This is a genomic window from Rhizobium sp. 05L429, from assembly GCF_056397645.1.
Genome location: NZ_JBFTNV010000002.1, coordinates 88,865 through 105,268, shown reverse-complemented (window position 1 = coordinate 105,268; position 16,404 = coordinate 88,865). Strand labels below are relative to the sequence as shown.

At 61.0% G+C, this 16,404-nt stretch carries 16 protein-coding genes and 1 tRNA gene; 9 read left to right on the top strand and 8 right to left on the bottom strand.

Features of this window, described 5'->3' with window-relative positions; translation table 11 throughout:
* The first annotated feature begins 19 nt into the window (after positions 1-19).
* The 6 genes from bcsN to AC1DNW_RS02185 all read left to right on the top strand — a co-directional run bounded on the left by bcsN (position 20) and on the right by AC1DNW_RS02185 (position 9,923).
* Positions 20-1,003 (top strand): cellulose biosynthesis protein BcsN, encoded by a 984-nt coding sequence (gene bcsN / locus AC1DNW_RS02210; RefSeq protein ID WP_113308443.1) that lies wholly within the window; start codon positions 20-22, stop codon positions 1,001-1,003.
* A gap of 54 nt (positions 1,004-1,057) precedes the next feature.
* Entirely contained in the window at positions 1,058-3,256 is a 2,199-nt protein-coding gene (gene bcsA, locus AC1DNW_RS02205) for a UDP-forming cellulose synthase catalytic subunit (RefSeq protein WP_113295313.1), read from the top strand.
* Positions 3,253-5,673 (top strand): cellulose biosynthesis cyclic di-GMP-binding regulatory protein BcsB, encoded by a 2,421-nt coding sequence (locus AC1DNW_RS02200; RefSeq protein ID WP_113308444.1) that lies wholly within the window; start codon positions 3,253-3,255, stop codon positions 5,671-5,673. Before bcsA ends, AC1DNW_RS02200 begins: the two co-directional genes overlap by 4 nt.
* Entirely contained in the window at positions 5,670-6,716 is a 1,047-nt protein-coding gene (locus tag AC1DNW_RS02195; RefSeq protein ID WP_113308445.1) for a glycosyl hydrolase family 8, read from the top strand. The genes AC1DNW_RS02200 and AC1DNW_RS02195 overlap by 4 nt, the downstream gene beginning before the upstream one ends.
* Positions 6,713-9,079 carry a cellulose synthase gene (locus AC1DNW_RS02190; protein ID WP_113308446.1) on the top strand — a complete coding sequence of 789 codons (2,367 nt, stop codon included), beginning with the start codon at positions 6,713-6,715 and terminating at the stop codon, positions 9,077-9,079. Before AC1DNW_RS02195 ends, AC1DNW_RS02190 begins: the two co-directional genes overlap by 4 nt.
* 175 nt (positions 9,080-9,254) lie before the next feature.
* A complete protein-coding gene (locus AC1DNW_RS02185) occupies positions 9,255-9,923 on the top strand; it encodes an HAD family hydrolase (protein WP_477832779.1) in 669 nt (222 codons plus the stop codon).
* A gap of 35 nt (positions 9,924-9,958) precedes the next feature.
* On the opposite strand, the gene AC1DNW_RS02180 is transcribed toward AC1DNW_RS02185, so the two are convergent.
* Positions 9,959-10,591 (bottom strand): outer membrane protein, encoded by a 633-nt coding sequence (locus AC1DNW_RS02180; RefSeq protein ID WP_113295317.1) that lies wholly within the window; start codon positions 10,589-10,591, stop codon positions 9,959-9,961.
* Positions 10,592-10,806: 215 nt separating this feature from the next.
* Complete coding sequence (locus tag AC1DNW_RS02175) at positions 10,807-11,118, bottom strand: hypothetical protein (RefSeq protein WP_113295318.1); 312 nt, start codon at positions 11,116-11,118, stop codon at positions 10,807-10,809.
* A gap of 46 nt (positions 11,119-11,164) precedes the next feature.
* On the opposite strand from AC1DNW_RS02175, the gene AC1DNW_RS02170 reads away from it, so the two are divergent.
* Positions 11,165-11,407, top strand: a complete 243-nt coding sequence (locus tag AC1DNW_RS02170; RefSeq protein ID WP_113295319.1) for a hypothetical protein — start codon at positions 11,165-11,167, stop codon at positions 11,405-11,407.
* A 162-nt stretch (positions 11,408-11,569) separates the two neighbouring features.
* Here the strand turns inward: AC1DNW_RS02170 and AC1DNW_RS02165 are convergent.
* Positions 11,570-11,646 (bottom strand) — tRNA-Pro (locus AC1DNW_RS02165).
* Between the two features lie 520 nt (positions 11,647-12,166).
* On the opposite strand from AC1DNW_RS02165, the gene AC1DNW_RS02160 reads away from it, so the two are divergent.
* A complete protein-coding gene (locus AC1DNW_RS02160) occupies positions 12,167-12,388 on the top strand; it encodes a hypothetical protein (protein ID WP_113308447.1) in 222 nt (73 codons plus the stop codon).
* Between the two features lie 27 nt (positions 12,389-12,415).
* Here AC1DNW_RS02160 and AC1DNW_RS02155 read toward each other — a convergent pair whose 3' ends face one another.
* Complete coding sequence (locus AC1DNW_RS02155; protein ID WP_113308448.1) at positions 12,416-12,649, bottom strand: DUF982 domain-containing protein; 234 nt, start codon at positions 12,647-12,649, stop codon at positions 12,416-12,418.
* A 182-nt stretch (positions 12,650-12,831) separates the two neighbouring features.
* Between AC1DNW_RS02155 and AC1DNW_RS02150 the strand changes: the two genes are divergently transcribed.
* Positions 12,832-13,044, top strand: a complete 213-nt coding sequence (locus AC1DNW_RS02150; protein ID WP_113301191.1) for a hypothetical protein — start codon at positions 12,832-12,834, stop codon at positions 13,042-13,044.
* A gap of 3 nt (positions 13,045-13,047) precedes the next feature.
* Here the strand turns inward: AC1DNW_RS02150 and AC1DNW_RS02145 are convergent, their stop codons facing one another.
* From AC1DNW_RS02145 to AC1DNW_RS02130, 4 genes are all read right to left on the bottom strand, one after another.
* Positions 13,048-13,197 carry a hypothetical protein gene (locus tag AC1DNW_RS02145; protein ID WP_477851808.1) on the bottom strand — a complete coding sequence of 50 codons (150 nt, stop codon included), beginning with the start codon at positions 13,195-13,197 and terminating at the stop codon, positions 13,048-13,050.
* A 61-nt stretch (positions 13,198-13,258) separates the two neighbouring features.
* A complete protein-coding gene (locus AC1DNW_RS02140) occupies positions 13,259-13,552 on the bottom strand; it encodes a DNA-binding protein (protein WP_113301192.1) in 294 nt (97 codons plus the stop codon).
* On the bottom strand, positions 13,549-14,823 hold the full coding sequence (locus AC1DNW_RS02135) for an O-antigen ligase family protein (protein WP_113308449.1): 1,275 nt from the start codon (positions 14,821-14,823) through the stop codon (positions 13,549-13,551). Before AC1DNW_RS02135 ends, AC1DNW_RS02140 begins: the two co-directional genes overlap by 4 nt.
* Positions 14,820-16,382, bottom strand: a complete 1,563-nt coding sequence (locus AC1DNW_RS02130) for an undecaprenyl-phosphate glucose phosphotransferase (RefSeq protein WP_113308450.1) — start codon at positions 16,380-16,382, stop codon at positions 14,820-14,822. Before AC1DNW_RS02130 ends, AC1DNW_RS02135 begins: the two co-directional genes overlap by 4 nt.
* Positions 16,383-16,404 lie beyond the last annotated feature (22 nt).

The window sequence follows — 16,404 nt, the reverse complement described above, 5'->3', positions numbered from 1 at the left end:
CGATAGCAACGGCCAGGACATGCATTTTCCGAAGACGATATCGGTGGTGGCCATTGCGGCCATGATAGCCGGCTGCACGTCGACAGGTGGAGTGCGTCGGCCGGCCGGGCCTGAGACCGTGGAGCCGGAAAAGGCACTTGTCCTGCCGCCTCCTGGCGGTCCGTCGATCGTCAGCGTCGTTGAGCGAAAGCGCGGAAATGGCGTGGAGCAGACGATATCGCTCTTCACCTCGTCGTCGGTTCAGGGCCAGAATTTCCTGAAAGCGCAGTTTCTCGGCGCGTCCGGCGCCAATCCCGGCGTCAGCAGCGATTCCTACCGGATGATCCGGGAGGGGGATATCGCCCGTGAGACGGCGCGCTCGGTTCCCGGCGTTCCGATGGCAACGTCAGCCACCTTCCTGCAGAACAGCTACGGCCCCTTCGGTTACGCCTCTGGTCAGAGTCGCGGCGGCGATACCTGCATTTACGCCTGGCAGCAGATCCGCTCAAGCCAGGCGGCGCACACGCAGGCGCGCAACTTCGGCATGATCCAGCTCCGCCTGCGACTTTGTGATGCGCGCGCCACCGAGCGCCAGCTTCTCGCAATCGTCTACGGCTACACCGTTACCGGCACTTTCGATGGTGATATCTGGAATCCCTACGGCGCTCCGCCGCCGGCCAATCCGGCACTCGGTCAGACCGGCGCGCCGATCTATCCGGACGAGGGTGGTTATCGCCCGAACTCCATGCCGATCGGCTACGAGCCCGCTCCGGCCGCGATCCGCCAGCCACGGGCCGTAACCGTACGCCGCGTGCAGGGCCAGCCATCACATGCCGCCCCGGTTCTGCAGCCGCCCGTTGGTCCCCGCGTGCCGCTGCCGACTGACGACACGCAAACGAATGCGATAGAGCCGCCGGCAGAGGCGCCGGCACCGATCGAACAAACGGCAAGGCCGATCGGTGTGACCGTGCCTTCGCCTGATTGTATAGGCGATGCGGCCATGACGGTCGCCTGCCGGAAATAGCAACATGCCCGATGCGCCGATGCGCAGCGGTCGTGTCATTTCGAAGGAACGTCCATGCGTAAGGCTGGCAGTATTGTCATATGGGCTGTGGTGTCGCTTTGTGTGATCGCCTTGGTCACATTGCCCGTCAATCTGCAGACCCAGCTCATCGCCAGCATCACCGTCGTCACGGTCATGGCGCTCATCAAGGTGTTGAAGGGGGAGGGCACATGGCGCCTCGTGGCGCTTGCCTTCGGTACGTCCATCGTGCTGCGCTATGTCTACTGGCGCACGACCAATACGCTGCCGCCGGTCAACCAGCTCGCAAACTTCATTCCCGGTCTGCTGCTCTATCTCGCTGAAATGTACAGCGTGATGATGTTGGCGCTGTCGCTCTTCATTGTCGCGACCCCGCTGCCGTCGCGTCCCTCGCGCGCCGGCAAGCTCGAGCGCTTCCCCCATGTCGATGTCTTCGTACCGTCCTATAACGAGGATGCCGGCCTGCTTGCCAATACACTTGCCGCCGCCAAGGCGATGGATTATCCGGCCGATAAGCTGCACGTCTGGTTGCTGGACGACGGCGGCACACTGCAGAAGCGCAATTCCGGCAAGCTGATCGAAGCCCAGGCCGCTGCGGCCCGCCATTCCGAGCTCAAGCAGCTCTGCATCGATCTCGACGTCAATTACCTGACGCGCGACCGCAACGAACACGCCAAGGCCGGCAACCTCAACAACGGCATGCAGCATTCGAACGGCGAGCTGATCGCCGTTTTCGACGCCGACCATGCGCCGGCGCGCGACTTCCTGCTGGAGACGGTCGGCTATTTCGACGACGACCCGAAGCTTTTCCTCGTCCAGACGCCGCACTTCTTCATCAATCCGGACCCGCTGGAACGCAATCTGCGCACCTTCGACAAGATGCCGAGCGAGAATGAGATGTTCTACGGCATCATCCAGCGCGGCCTCGACAAATGGAACGCCGCCTTCTTCTGCGGCTCGGCAGCGGTATTGAGCCGCCGCGCACTGCAATCCACCAACGGCTTCAGCGGCATCAGCATCACCGAGGATTGCGAAACAGCACTTGCCCTTCACGGCGCCGGCTGGAACAGCATCTATCTCGACAAGCCGCTGATCGCCGGCCTGCAGCCGGCAACCTTCGCAAGCTTCATCGGCCAGCGCAGTCGCTGGGCGCAGGGCATGATGCAGATCCTGCGCTTCCGCTTCCCGCTGCTCAAGCGCGGTCTCACCCTGCCGCAGCGCTTCTGCTACATGTCCTCGTCGCTGTTCTGGCTGTTCCCGTTCCCGCGCACGATCTTCCTCTTCGCGCCGCTCTTCTATCTCTTCTTCGACCTGGAAATCTTCACGGCTTCCGGTGGCGAGTTCCTGGCCTATACGCTCGCTTACATGATCGTGAACCTGATGATGCAGAACTATCTCTATGGATCGTTCCGCTGGCCGTGGATTTCCGAACTCTACGAATATGTGCAGACGGTGCACCTGTTGCCGGCCGTCGTCTCGGTCATGCTCAATCCGCGCAAGCCCACTTTCAAGGTTACCGCCAAGGACGAATCCATCGCCGTCAGCCGCCTGTCGGAAATCAGCAGGCCCTTCTTCGTCATCTTTGCAGTGCAGATCATCGCCGTCGCGATCACCATCTACAAGATCTATGCCGAGCCCTATAAGGCGGACGTCACCCTCGTCGTCGGCGGCTGGAACATCATCAACCTCATCCTTGCCGGCTGCGCGCTCGGTGTGGTCTCGGAGCGCGGGGAGAGGGCATCTTCCCGTCGCGTGCGCGTCAATCGCCGCTGCGAATTCGGCGTCAACGACCAGTGGTACCCGGCCTCCATCGAGGACGTCTCTGTCCATGGCGCGCGCCTGCACATCTTCAACAAGCATTTCGATGCGGTGCAGGTCGGTGCGCTTGGCGAGATCCGCTTCCGGCCCTATAGCGGTGCCGATCTCGAAACCCTGCCGCTCATCGTGCGCAACATCGAACCGTCGGGCGATATCACCAATCTCGGCTGTCAGTACCAGCCGAAGAGCGCGCTGGATCACCGCCTGATCGCAGACCTGATCTTCGCCAACTCCGATCAGTGGACGCAGTTCCAGGCTTCTCGCCGTCGCAATCCCGGCCTCATCAGGGGCACCATCTGGTTCCTCGGCCTCTCGCTCTACCAGACGAGCCGTGGTCTGGTTTATTTCTTCCGAAGCATGCGGCCGGAGCGTGAAGAGCATCGACAGCAGCAGGCGGCAAAGGTGAACGCCGGATGAGAAAGCTCCTCGCCGCTTCCTTTCTTCTGGTCGGCACGTCTGTTCTCGCCTATGCGCAGACCGCGCCCTTCGATATGTCCGGCGAGCGTCCGGCGGGCACGGCGCCGGTCGTTCCGCGCCTGACCCTGCCTGCTCATCCTGTTCAACCGGCGCCGCCTCCCGCGCAGACGCAGCCACCTGCGCCGGCAACGCCTTCCGTCCCGGCGCAGGCCCAGCCGCAACCCTCCACGCCGCCTGCCGTCCGTCCCGTCGCGGCGGCTCCGCAGACCGGCGATTTCAAGCGCTATATCGTGCCCTTCTCCGAACTCGGCCTGAGTGGGGAATACGACCGCAGATCGTGGTCGATCTATCTGACGACGGAGGAGGCGGCGGCGAAAGCGCGGTTCACCTTCACCTATCAGAATGCCATCGTCGTCGCTCCCGAGGCGTCGCAGCTGACCGTGTTCATCAATAACCGTGCCATCGGCCAGCAGCAGGTTGGTTCGCCCGATAGCCCGTCGGCCGTCAGCTTCGAGGTTCCTGCGGACCTGCTGCAGCCCGGCGCCAACCTCATCACCTTCGAGGCCAACCAGCGCCACCGCACGGATTGCAGCGTCGATTCCACCTATGAGCTCTGGTCGAACATCGATCCGGCCGGCACCTATCTGAGCTTTGCCGGCCGCGATGCCAGCCAGCTTTCCGGCACCGATGCTATCCGCGCCATCGGCGTCGATGGCACCGGGAAGACGCAATTCGATCTGGTGGTTCCGGCGATGGAACAGCCCGGTACCACCAAACCGCTTCTGCGTCTGGCGCAGGGCCTGTCGCTTCTGAGCGGCATGCCGAATCAGATCTTTGCCTTCAGCACCGGTGCGCTGCCGGCAGGCGGTCCCGGCAAAATGTCGGTGCTCGTCGGCACCGCGGCGGAGCTGCGGCCGATCTTCCCCGGCCTTCCCCAGAGCGCTGAAAGCGCGCCATTTGCCGCCTTTGTGACCGACCCGGGCAGTGGTTCGCCTGTCCTGCTGATCAGCGGTCCATCCTGGCAGGCGGTTTCGACAGCGATCGATACCATCGTTTCTCCAACCGACCGTGCCCCTGAAATACGCCGCGACGTGCTGACCACGCAGCGCTGGACGGCGCCCGACGCGCCGCTGCTCTTTGCCGACACGCGCATTCCGCTTTCGCAGCTTGGAATACGCACCGTCGACTTTTCCGGCCGCCGCTTCCGCACCGGCTTCAATATCGCCGTGCCGGCCGATTTCTATGCCAATGCCTATGGCGAGGCGAAAATCCTGCTCGATGCCGCCTATTCCAGCAAAGTGCTCCCCGGCAGCCATATCGACATCTATGTGAACGGCAACATCGCCTCCACCGTGCCGATCGCCACGACCAACGGCGGCATTTTCCGCCAGCTTCCGATCCGCGTAACCATGCGGCACTTCAAGCCTGGCCTGAATTCCATCGCCATCGAGGCAGTTTTGATGACCGAGGACGATGCCGCCTGCGTCCCCGGCGCGACGGCCTCGCAGGCGCCGCGCTTTGCACTTTTTGACACGTCCGAATTTCATATGCCGGATTTCGCCCGCGTCGGGCAGCGTCCGAATCTGGCGGCCATGACCGGCACCTCCTATCCCTACGGGCGCAATCCCGATCCGACGCCACTGTTTATCGACCGTACCGATGCCGACACGCTCTCGGCCGCGGCGACCCTGCTTGGTCAGCTCGCCATCATGGCCGGCCACCCGATCGCAATCGAAACCGTCGCCTCGCCGAGCGTGATCGGCGATCGCAACGCCATTTTCATCGGCTCGATTTCGCAGATGCCGGCAACGGCGCTCACGCAGGTCAATGTCGCAACGGCCAGCCAGGCTTCGTGGCGGCCGGTCACCGACCCGCAGCCGACCGAAATCGATAACGGCACGGCGCTGGAGGAATGGCGCTCACGCATCACCGGCGGCGCGCTGCAGGGCCACATAGAGGCGTTCCGCGAATGGCTGCGCCGCAACTTCGACATCACTGGCAGCTCACTGCAATTCATCCCAAATGCCGAACAGGTATTCACGCCGTCGGATGCGGCTACCTTGATGATCGCCCAGGGCAAGAGCCCGGACGGCGGCGGCGCCTGGACCGTCGTCACGGCGCCCTCGGCCAAAGATCTGCGCGAGGGGCTGAATGCGCTCACCGCCCAGATAAACTGGCCGCAGATATCGGGCCATATCACCACTTATTCCAGCCGCACCGGCAAGATCGAGAGCGTGCCGGTTACGCGCTTCGATTTCGTACCCACTGGGGGTTTGTCGATCGCCAACTATCGCCTGATCGCTGCCAACTGGTTGTCGACGAACATTCTTTCCTATTCCTTCCTGCTGGTGGTCCTGTCGCTTCTGATCGGCCTGGTCACATCAAGAATGCTCTTCAGGCTCGGCAGGTCGAAATGAGGGGCTGGGTCGTCACATTGCTGGCAGGCACGATGATGCTGGCGCTCGCCGGTGAACGGGCCTTTGCCCAGCAGCCGCGGATCAGCGGTGAGGCGTGGGCCGCCTACAAGGCGAAGTTCCTCGATCCGAGCGGCCGCATCGTCGATAACGGCAACGGCAATATCAGCCATAGTGAAGGGCAGGGCTACGGCCTGCTGCTTGCCTATCTGGCCGGTAGCCCCGCCGATTTCGAGCAGATCTGGTACTTCACCCGTACCGAGCTGCTGCTGCGCGATGACGGCCTTGCCGTGTGGAAATGGGATCCGTCCGCCACGCCGCACGTGACAGACACCAACAATGCTTCTGATGGCGACATATTGATCGCCTATGCGCTTGCGCTGGCGGGTTCGGCCTGGAACCGGAGCGATTATATCACTGCCGCTACCCGTATGGCACAATCGACGCTATCAGAAACCGTGGTCGATTTTGCCGGTCGCACGCTGCTGATGCCCGGTGCGGAAGGCTTCTCCGGCGCGGATCGCGACGACGGCCCCGTCATCAATCCGTCCTATTGGGTCTATGAAGCACTTCCCGTCATGGCAGCGCTTGCGCCGTCCGATCAATGGCAGAAACTCGCGGATGATGGCCTCTCGCTGCTCAAGTCCATGCAGTTTGGCCCGCGCAAGCTGCCCGCCGAATGGGTGAGCCTGAAGCGCCAGCCGCAGCCGGCCGAAGGTTTCGACGCCGATTTCGGCTACAACGCGATCCGCATCCCGCTCTATCTCGCACGAGGCGGCGTGACGGACAGGGCGCTGCTGACGCGCCTCAAAGAAGGCATTACCGTAAACGGTGTGCCCGCCACTATCGACCTGACCACCGGGCGGCCGAAGACGTCGCTCTCTGATCCTGGTTATGAAATTGTTAACCACGTTGTGGCCTGTGTATTAGACGGAACGAAACTTCCTGCCGAAGCGCTGCAGTTTGCGCCCGCCTATTATTATCCATCAACGCTTCAGCTTCTGGGGCTGGCCTATGTCGGGGAGAAGCATCCAGAGTGTCTGTGAAATCTTCTCTCGTAGCGATCACGGCAGCAGCTTTGGTAGCGACACTGATCGCGGGGCTGAAAGACCGCGAAGCATTGCAGGAGCGTTTCGGCTTCGGTGGCAAAACCCCCCAACTCATGATGATGGGTCGCATCAAAGGGCCGGATACCCCCTCCAATCCTCCGATCGACGTGCAGACCGTGGCGGAGCGAATCCAGGCCGCGACACAGGATAATTCCGCCGATCAGCCCCAGAGCTCATCCCAGACAAACCTGGCCCAAACGGCTCCGTCGCAGACAGCCCCGGCCCAGCAGCCGGCTCCGGTTCCGGTGGTCCCGCAGACCGCACCACCCGCAGCCCCTGCCAGTGCCACACCGGCCAATCCGCCGCCGACAGGCACGGCAGCAAGCCAGCAGCCGGTCGTCGATGAAAGCGCCCTTCGTTATTTTGCAAGCCGCGGCGACAAGGTTCGCCTGCAGGCGGAAATCTCCCGCCTTCAGGCGCTCTATCCGAACTGGGTGCCGCCCGCCGATCCGCTCGCCATTCCGCAAAATGGCGACCGGCAGCTCGAAAATATGTGGCAGCTCTATTCGGAAGGCCGCTACGCCGAGCTGCGCAGGGCGATTGCCGATCGTCAGACCACCGAAAGCGGCTGGCAGCCGCCCGCCGACCTGCTTGACCGCCTCGATGTCGCCGAATCCCGCGCCCGGCTGGTCAATGCCTCCGATCTCAAACAATATGCGACGGTCATCGATATCGCTGCCCAAACGCCGAGCCTGCTGACCTGCGCCGAGATAGACATGCTCTGGCGCGTTGCCGAAGCGTTCGTTGAGACAAACAGGCAGCAGCGTGGGCAGGATGCCTATACCTACATCCTGAAGAACTGCACCGACCCGGCCGAACGTGTGGCGACTATCCAGAAGGCTGCCGCTCTTTTGCCATACGGTTCGATGCAGGCGCTGCTTTCCCTCGAAAAACCTGCGGATGCCAATGGTGTCAGAGAATTCGACAGCCTGCGTGACGATCTTGCCCGCCGCTTTGTTGCCGATGGCAACGACGATGCCAAGCTGGAAGTCGCTGCCGATTATGTCTCCCGCGTCGAGAAGCTTGCCGGGCAACAAGGGCTGGCCTCGGACGCACTGCTGCTCGGCTGGTATCACCTTCGCCGTAACAATGAGGCGGATGCCGAAAAATGGTTCCGCATGGCCCATGATAAACAGGATTCGGCCGTCGCTTCGCAGGGTCTGGCGCTGGCGCTCATCGCCCGCAAGTCACCGCAGGAAGCCGAGGACGTCATGTACAAATGGCGTGACGATTCCAAGGATGCGACCGCCACTTATCTAGCCGCAACCGCCAACCTGATGGCTTTGCAGCCGCCGGCCGATCTGAGCGAGGACGTGCTCGGCCGTATCGCTGCTGCGATCATCGAGCAGAAATATGTGCCGACGGCACAGCAGTTCGGCTGGTATGCCCGCTCTCTGAACCAGTTCCAGACGGCCGCTCGCTGGTTCGAGACGGGGCTGCGCTGGAAGCCGGATGACGAACCCTCAGCCTACGGCCTTGCCGTTACCCGCCAGCAGTTGAACGATCGTGCCGGCGTTGCCGAGATCCAGCGTCTCTGGGCCGGTCGTTCGACCCGTATCGCCACGCTGAACGATACGTCTGACGTCCCCCGTAGCAACGCTCCGTTACCGGCTCCTGGCTCTGCGACCGAGCCGGCGCCTGCAGTTCTGCCTGCTGCACCGCAGGTCCAGTCCGCGCCGAGCGAACGCAACATGGCCCTCCAGCCGCAGACCGTTGCGCCGGCAAGGTCGACGCGAGTCATGCAGACGGTAGCGGTTGAGCGTGGTCCTCGCCAGCTACGCGGTTGCTCCACGACCATTGATCCGACCCGCCTCAGCCCCGGCGACGCGCTGACACGCGGCTGGTGCCTGATGGACATCAACAGGCCGATGGAAGCGGTGAAGGCTTTCGAAGCAGCGCTGGCAAGCCCTGTGCGCAAGGAGCGTGAGGATGCCGCTTACGGCCAGAGCCTTGCCTATCTGCGCGCCGGCCTTTCCAACAGTGCTGCAGTCGCGGCGACCAAGGCGCCGCAGAACCGCGACCGCGCTTCCGAACTGCAGGTGGCGATCCTTGCCGATCGCGCGCTTGCGGCCTTCGAAGGCCGCCGCTATCGCGAAGCGCTCATTTTTCTCGACCAGCGCGCCCAGTTGCAGCAGGAGCGCGTCGATCTCATGGTACTGCGTGGCTACAGCTACATGAACCTGAAGATGTATGGTGACGCCACGCGGATTTTCGAGGCTGCGGCTGCCACCGGCAATCGCGATGCCACACGCGGCCTTGCGGATGTGAGGAGCATTACCCATCCCGAAGTCAACGACTAAGGCGCGTCACGACCTTTTTCGATTCGCTTGCCCCGCTTTACGTCCTTGTTTTCCGCATGTCGTTGTCGCAAAACCGCTGCATACTTTTGCGCGGCATGCTTTAGGTTGACGCCGCTCCTGCGCTCGGCTAGTCGCGGGGCAACCGACGGCTTTCCGCATCGCAAGGAAACTTCCTTTGTCCACTTCCCATCGCGTTCTCGACAAGACCTACGATGCCTTCCTCTTCGATATGGACGGCACGGTGCTGAACTCCATCGCGGTCGTCGAGCGCGTCTGGAGCGAGTGGGCTCTCCGCCACGGCTTTGAGCCCGAAGTCCTCCTCAAGACCATCCACGGTGTTCGGGCATCCGACGCCATCCGCCAGCTCGGCCTTCCCGGTGTCGATCCTGTTGCTGAGGCCAAGCAGCTTCTGAAGGAGGAGATGGAGGATTTCGGGGGCATCGTCGAGATCCCGGGCTCCATCCGTTTCCTGAATGCACTGCCTGGGGATCGTTGGGGGATCGTCACCTCGGCGCCGATCGAGCTTGCTCGCCGCCGCATGGCAGCTGCAGGCATTCCCATGCCGAAAATGATCGTCAGCGGCGAGGAAGTCTCGTCAGGCAAGCCGAGCCCGGAATGCTATCTGCTCGGCGCAAGTCGCCTCGGCGTCGATCCCGCCCGCTGCCTGGTATTTGAGGATGCCGTGGCAGGCATTCTCGCCGGCGAGGGCGCCGGAGCCGATGTCACTGTTATCACCGAAACCCATGCGACGCCCTTCGAGACACCGCACCTCACCATCGCCAACTATGCCGCGTGGCAGCCGCGTGTGACGGCGGACGACAAGCTCGCGCTCTCGGCCATATAGTCTTGCAGTCTGAATAGTCTTGAAGGCAGAGGGCTTCAGAATTTGTAGCCCACGCCGATCATCACGACATGCTGGTCGATGTCGCCGTCGAGTCCGAGAAGATCGGCGCTACCGTAGTCATTGTAGCGATATTCCAGCCGGCCGAAGACATTTTTGGTGAAGGCGTAGTCGACACCTGCGCCGATCGTCCAGCCTGACAGCGTATCGCTGTCGTCGCCTGCAGGACCGTCGATATGGGCCTGCGCACCCGTCCAGCCTGCTGCGCCATAGATCAGCGCACGATCGATTGCATAGCCGAGCCGGGCGCGGACGGAGCCGGCGGTCTCGAGGCCGACTTCAAACGGACCGACATCGGCCTTGTCCCAGTTATAGGAAACGTCACCTTCGATACCGAAGACGAAATTATTGTCGAGCTGCCAGTTGTAGCCGACGAAGCCGGTGATCAGGCCGCCATTCATGTCTTCGGAAAAGACGTCAAAATCGCCATTGGCCCAGGTCGGCCCGCCGCCGAGACCGGCATAGAAGCCCGTCCATGTGAAGACCGGAGCGATCTCGGCTGCCGGTGCAGCCGGAACCTCATCGACGGCGTCAGCCGCCATGGCTGAGCCGGCGACAAGGCCGGCAATAATGAAGGTGGCGGCTCTGGCGGATACGAAACGAAGTTTCATGACTTCCCTTTGCCGAAAAGCCCGGCCAAAGCTCGTTTAAGATCCGACTGCTTCGGACTGAAACCGCATCGGCACACAGCACATCGCAGCTGCGGGCGAGCGACCCGCAAATCACGCTTTTCTAACGCCGCTTCGGGGGGAAGGTTCCGTGGGGAGAAATCGCAGCCAGACCGGATGGAATCCGGCCGCCCGGTAGGACCAGAGGCAGGCGAGGCTCAGAGCCTGATGCGATTGCCCTTGTTGTCGATCATCTGCAGCACATCGCCATCCGTCTTGATCGAGATGCAGTCCGTCTGCTTGTTGGGGAAAAGAACGCAGATCTGGCCGTCTGAAATCTTGTAGCCGTTCTGATTGCCCTTACGGTATTCGTAACCATTCGGGGCCTTCCGCAAATCGCCGGCGCCCTTCAGAAGCTGCCGGATTTCTTTTTCCTTGGCGTTCCGGAACTGGACGTTTTCTGCCAATGCGATATGCGAGGAGGCCAGCGTCACGATCACGCCGATGAGAAGTGAGCGGCTTGGCAGCATGTGATAAACTCCAGGCAATGGTCTGCAGGAAAATGAAGAGAGTGAAATGATCAGGATCGTTCTTGCCTTAGCTTTAGCAATGCTTGCCGGTAATGCAATGGCTGTCGATCCGAGAAATCCGCGCGTCGACCGGCAAACCTACCAGGATTGCCGCCGCTTTCCCGAGCGTTGCGCCGGCGACGACCGCAACCGCAATCGCCGCGACTATTACCGTGACAATACCCGCCAAGGCTCGGGCCAGTACATCTACCGCGGCCAGCGCCGCATATGGACGGATCAATCGCGCTAGAGCGCCGTGCGTCCATTCGGACGTACAAAGGACGCTCTAACTCTTTGAATCTACGCATCAGGCTTGCCGAAAGTTGATTCCGATTTTCGCGCCGATGCTGTAGGCACGCGCCGCGCCCTCACTCTTGTGAGTGTGAAAAGACTGAGATTTCAAGGGATTAAATGGTCGGGGCGACTGGACTCGAACCAGCGACCCCTTGACCCCCAGTCAAGTGCGCTACCGGGCTGCGCTACGCCCCGACCTGCCGAAACGGCTTGCTCCTGTTAGACTTTTCGGTTTTTGGACGCAAGGGAAAAATGCCGCCACGATCATAAAACGGAACTTGTCCAAGGGAATGTCTGCCGGGGAGCTTCTGGCCCGCCTCTTCAGCACCGCCTGGAGGCCTCTCAACCTGCCGATGAATGCCGAAAAAAGTCTGCGCAAAGCAGCAAAAATCCTTACATATGCCTGTGTGGCATGGAAATCCTCCCGCCCGTGAGCAATATCGTACCAAGCTGGTCCGGGACTTTATCGAAATAATATACAGTTTCGGTTGTATTTTTTTGGCACTAAATTTTCAGTAAAATATTTCATCAATATTTCTGTCAATATCCCCGCTTAGGAGATGTAATTTATTTTGCGTTCAGCTGAATATGCCTGTGATCGAAGCTGATATGTGCGCTCTTTCCAATTTTTGATTGTTTGAAATTGAAATTTATTCGCAATTTTGCTGCTAAGCGTGTAAAGAAGAGAAATCGTGGAAAAGCATAGTTTGGGCTTATGACGATCGACAATAACAGGCAGGATTGCCGGCAGACCCTCGCCGCCGCATTTAAGGCCCTTTCCGATGACGCTGTGAAAGCCGGCTGGTCGGAGTGCGACGTTGCCCTTGCGCTTGCGGAGCTTGCCGAAGCGCACGTGGCCGAGGTCGGCGCCAAGGTGATCGTCGAAGGCTTTAGCCAGTCGCAGCTTTATGCAGCGAGCGCCCGGCTGAAATTCTGAGCTGAAAGTCTGACTGGCCCTCAATCCTCATATCAATAGCCCGGCTGTCCTGGCAGCCATTACGAAAGATGCCTGCGCTGCGCGCGGGCTTCTCAGCCCATCCATTGCATCAAGGCAGTGCTGGAGCGCGACACGGTATTCGCGTCCCGGTTTCGCCGGCCAGCGTTTGAGATATTCCACGGCTTCCCAGACGGTTGCGACAATGAAGCTGCTGCTTGGAGACTTGACCCTTACAGACGAGGGGAAGCGTTTTTCGCTCACGGCTCTCTCATTCCAATGTTCCAAACGGCCCCGTAACGCACGAGACACGACATTGTTCCCGAGATTTTGATTGCACGGTTGCTAAAATTTTGGGCTACGCGCATAATGCGAATAAAGCTGGCAGGGAGGGCGTCGGCTGCGCAGCGATGATGCGTTGTGCCCTCTAAGGGAAATGTGGCGCGATGTTGAAATCGTCAGTTCACCCCCAGGATTTACCGCTCTTTTCGGAAGATATCGACTTGTTGTCGCAGGTTCTGAGCCAGGTTTGCGATGACAGCGGCATCGCTCCTCGCACGCCGGAGGCAGACCGCATCGGGGCGGCCCTCATCCAGCTTTACAGGCAGGGCGTGAAGGACAGCGGCAAGCTGACCGTTCTCGCAAAGACCTATCTCTGAAACTCAGTTCTCCTCGATCGAGACACCGTTCTTGCCGATGCTCATCTCGATGCCTTCGGGTTTGCTTTCCTCATGGAAGATATACGCGCCGAGGCCGATGACCACGACGACAAGCGCACCGATGACAAGATAAAGACCGTTGTTCCGATTCAAGACAGGCCACCCCAACACGTTGACAGGACAGCCGAAACGCCTGGGGCGACGCTTGGTTCCGTCAATCGTCGTTGGCGGCGTTGAGGTTTTCCGGCCTGATGCCGTCATCGCTGGAACTGCGGGCGCGCAAGCGTATGCCAGGGCCGCCTTCATCCTGATTGCCGCTGGCGATGAAGATGATGCCGTGGGCTTCCAGCGTGTTGCGCACGTCGATCGTGGCTCGCGTCTCGCCCGCCCATTCACCGTTTTCCAGCGCCTGGACTGTTTCGATGGAAAGCCCTGCATGAGCGGCGAGGTCCTCGATGCTCATGCCGATCATGGCGCGTGCGCCGCGTATCTGTGTCCCTGTAATCATGCCGGAAATCTAACGCTTTTGTCGAACTTCTCAAGTGTTTGTGAGCGGACTGAACGCTTGTGGCGAACTTCAAGCGCCGCGCAGCCCCAGACGATGCCGAACAACAGGTAAACGTGCCGCCAATGGTCGATGTCGATCACGTTGCCGATCGCTGCATGGCCGAGAACGGAGATCCAGGCGACCATGAGGAAAGGCTGCCATGGCCGGTCGAGCAGCATGTTTCGGAAGCCGAGATAGAGTGTCCAGCACAGCATGCCGATGTAGCTGATGAAGCCCAGCCAGCCGTAGGTGGTCAGCGATTTCAGCCAGATATTGTGCTCGTCTTCCGGAAACATGGTGCCGAAGACCAGCGGCCCTATGCCGAGCGGCCTTTCCATCATCATCTGGAAGCCGATGCGATGGCGGTCGAAACGGCCGAGATGCTCGCCGTCATATTGTTGCACGAGCTGGGCGCGGGCGGAAAAGAGCTGGCTGACCTTGGGAACCTGCAGCGCGACCAGCAGCGAGGCCGCCATCAGGATGACAGCGCCCAGCGAGAGGATCAGCACCCGCAGCCGGAAGGCGCCGCTTCGTTCCTTCAGCAGCATGACGAAGATCAACACCGCCACGGCAAAGGCGAAGAGACCCCAAGCCGCGCGCGAGAAGGAGAGGAAGATGCCGAGCGCCAGGCTGAGCAGCGCTCCCGCCTTGATCGGCGAGCTTCTGAGATTCCCGGCGAGAATGCCGTGGACGAGGTAAAGCGCCGGCGGCACGAGGAAGGGGCCGAAAACGTTCGGATCCTGGAAGGCGCCCTTGGCGCGGTCGTAAAGCGTGAAGACTTCAGAGCCCGGAAAGGCATGGAAATAGCCGAGAATGCCGAGCAGGGACGTGATAACAGCCGCAAAGCTCCAGGCATTGAAGATCAGCGGCAGCCGCTTGTGGCTGTCTTCGATGATCGCGGCATAGAAGATGGAGGTCAGCGCCAGGAAAGTGGAGACGGCAACATACATTGGACCGGTTGCCAGGTCCCGCATCTGGGTGAGCGACAGCATTCCGCCGATGTTGAAGGTCAGGAGCAATGCCATCAGCGGCGCGGTGGTGCGGGATATTTTCAGGCCGAGGATGAACCAGAGGCCGATCAGCCCTGCCATCCACAATTCATAAGGCGCAGGCTCGTCGATGACGAAGCCGGAGAGAAAGACCCCGAATGCGACCGCCGCCGAGCCGATGAGGCGCAGCGTCAGCCGTTGCGGCTGGGCCACGCGCACACGGGTGGCGTCGATCGCGCTCAATAGGCGTTTTCCGTGTTGAGCAGCCGGACCGGCGTCAGGAACAGGATCTTGAGGTCGAACCAGAGCGACCAGTTCTCAATGTAATAGAGGTCGTAGGCCGTGCGGAACTTGATCTTCTCATCATTGTCCACTTCGCCGCGCCAGCCATTGATCTGCGCCCATCCGGTGACGCCGGGCTTGACGCGGTGGCGTGCGAAATAGCCATCGACAATATCGGCAAAAGCGCGGTCGTGCGCCTGGGCAAGCACGGCGTGCGGACGCGGGCCGACCAGCGAAAGCTCGCCCTTCAGCACGTTGAAGAGCTGTGGCAACTCGTCGATCGAGGTCTTGCGGATGAAACGGCCGACGCGGGTGACGCGCGGATCGCCCTTGGTGACGGCTGCCTTTGCCGTCGGATCACTCATGTTGGTGTACATGGAGCGGAACTTGAAGACATTGATGACTTCATTGTTGAAGCCGTGACGCTTCTGCTTGAAGAAGACCGGTCCTTCCGAAGTCGCCTTCACGGCAATCGCTGTCGCCACCATGACAGGCCAGAGCAGGCAGAGCGCGACGATGGTGAAGAAGATATCGAACACGCGCTTGGCGACGGAATCCCAGTCGCGGATCGGCTTCTTGAAGATGTCGAGCATCGGTACCGAGCCGACATGTGAATAGGCACGCGGGCGAAAACGCAGGCGATTGGCATGTGCGGCAAGGCGGATGTCGACCGGCAGCACCCAGAGCTTCTTCAAAAGCGCGAAGATGCGCGCTTCGGCAGAGAGCGGCAGTGCGATGATCAGCATGTCGATGCGCGTCATCCGCACGAATTCCACGAGTTCGCTCACCGTGCCGAGCTTCGGATAGCCGGCGACCATGATCGGCGAGCGCTTCTCGCCACGGTCGTCGAAGATGCCGCAGATACGGATGTCGTTATCCGCCTGCTGCTCCAGCATCCGGATAAGTTCCTTGGCCGGCTCGCCGCCGCCGACGATGACGGCGCGGCGCTCCATGATGCCGTTGCGTGCCCAGTTGCGCACGCCCTGCGCCACGAGGAAACGCTCGATGACCAGGAAGAGCGCGCCCACAATAAACCAGATGCCGTAGGATTCCGCGGTCGCGGCGCTCAGACCGCGCAAGAGCGAGCAAGCGCCTGTTATCAGCACGAAGACGATGGCGAATGCTGCGAAGGCGCGCGGCAAATACCGCACGCGGGCTCTGAGAGCCGGAATGGAGTAGGTATCGGCCACCTGAAGCGCTACCACGGTCAATGCCGAAATGATCGCCGCCATGACAGCCCGCATCAGGATACTGTCGCTGCCGTCGCCGGGTGCGAAATAAAAGGCGACAAGGCCGATGACGAACTGTGTCAGGAATTCCAGCAGCCGCAACTGGCCGATGATGATGACAGGCGAATAGGTTCCATCACGGAACTGCTCTGCGATCTGACGGGCATAGGAATTGATGGGCGGCGTCTCGCCGTCCGCATGCGTAGAGGCGTCGCCGCGCGTCTCCGTATCAGAGACCTGCTTGCGCAGGGCTTCCACGTCGAACTGTCCGCTCTTTTCCAGCTTGTTCATGGGGCTTCATCGCTCGTTGATG

What these genes read in the sequence shown, in the direction of transcription:
- bcsN (WP_113308443.1), top strand. Translation starts at nt 20, where the DNA reads ATGCATTTTCCGAAGACGATATCGGTGGTGGCCATTGCGGCCATGATA.
- AC1DNW_RS02180 (WP_113295317.1), bottom strand. Translation starts at nt 10,591, where the DNA reads ATGAAACTTCGTTTCGTATCCGCCAGAGCCGCCACCTTCATTATTGCC.
- AC1DNW_RS02200 (WP_113308444.1), top strand. Translation starts at nt 3,253, where the DNA reads ATGAGAAAGCTCCTCGCCGCTTCCTTTCTTCTGGTCGGCACGTCTGTT.
- AC1DNW_RS02160 (WP_113308447.1), top strand. Translation starts at nt 12,167, where the DNA reads ATGACGATCGACAATAACAGGCAGGATTGCCGGCAGACCCTCGCCGCC.
- AC1DNW_RS02140 (WP_113301192.1), bottom strand. Translation starts at nt 13,552, where the DNA reads ATGATTACAGGGACACAGATACGCGGCGCACGCGCCATGATCGGCATG.
- bcsA (WP_113295313.1), top strand. Translation starts at nt 1,058, where the DNA reads ATGCGTAAGGCTGGCAGTATTGTCATATGGGCTGTGGTGTCGCTTTGT.
- AC1DNW_RS02170 (WP_113295319.1), top strand. Translation starts at nt 11,165, where the DNA reads ATGATCAGGATCGTTCTTGCCTTAGCTTTAGCAATGCTTGCCGGTAAT.
- AC1DNW_RS02130 (WP_113308450.1), bottom strand. Translation starts at nt 16,382, where the DNA reads ATGAACAAGCTGGAAAAGAGCGGACAGTTCGACGTGGAAGCCCTGCGC.
- AC1DNW_RS02150 (WP_113301191.1), top strand. Translation starts at nt 12,832, where the DNA reads ATGTTGAAATCGTCAGTTCACCCCCAGGATTTACCGCTCTTTTCGGAA.
- AC1DNW_RS02175 (WP_113295318.1), bottom strand. Translation starts at nt 11,118, where the DNA reads ATGCTGCCAAGCCGCTCACTTCTCATCGGCGTGATCGTGACGCTGGCC.
- AC1DNW_RS02195 (WP_113308445.1), top strand. Translation starts at nt 5,670, where the DNA reads ATGAGGGGCTGGGTCGTCACATTGCTGGCAGGCACGATGATGCTGGCG.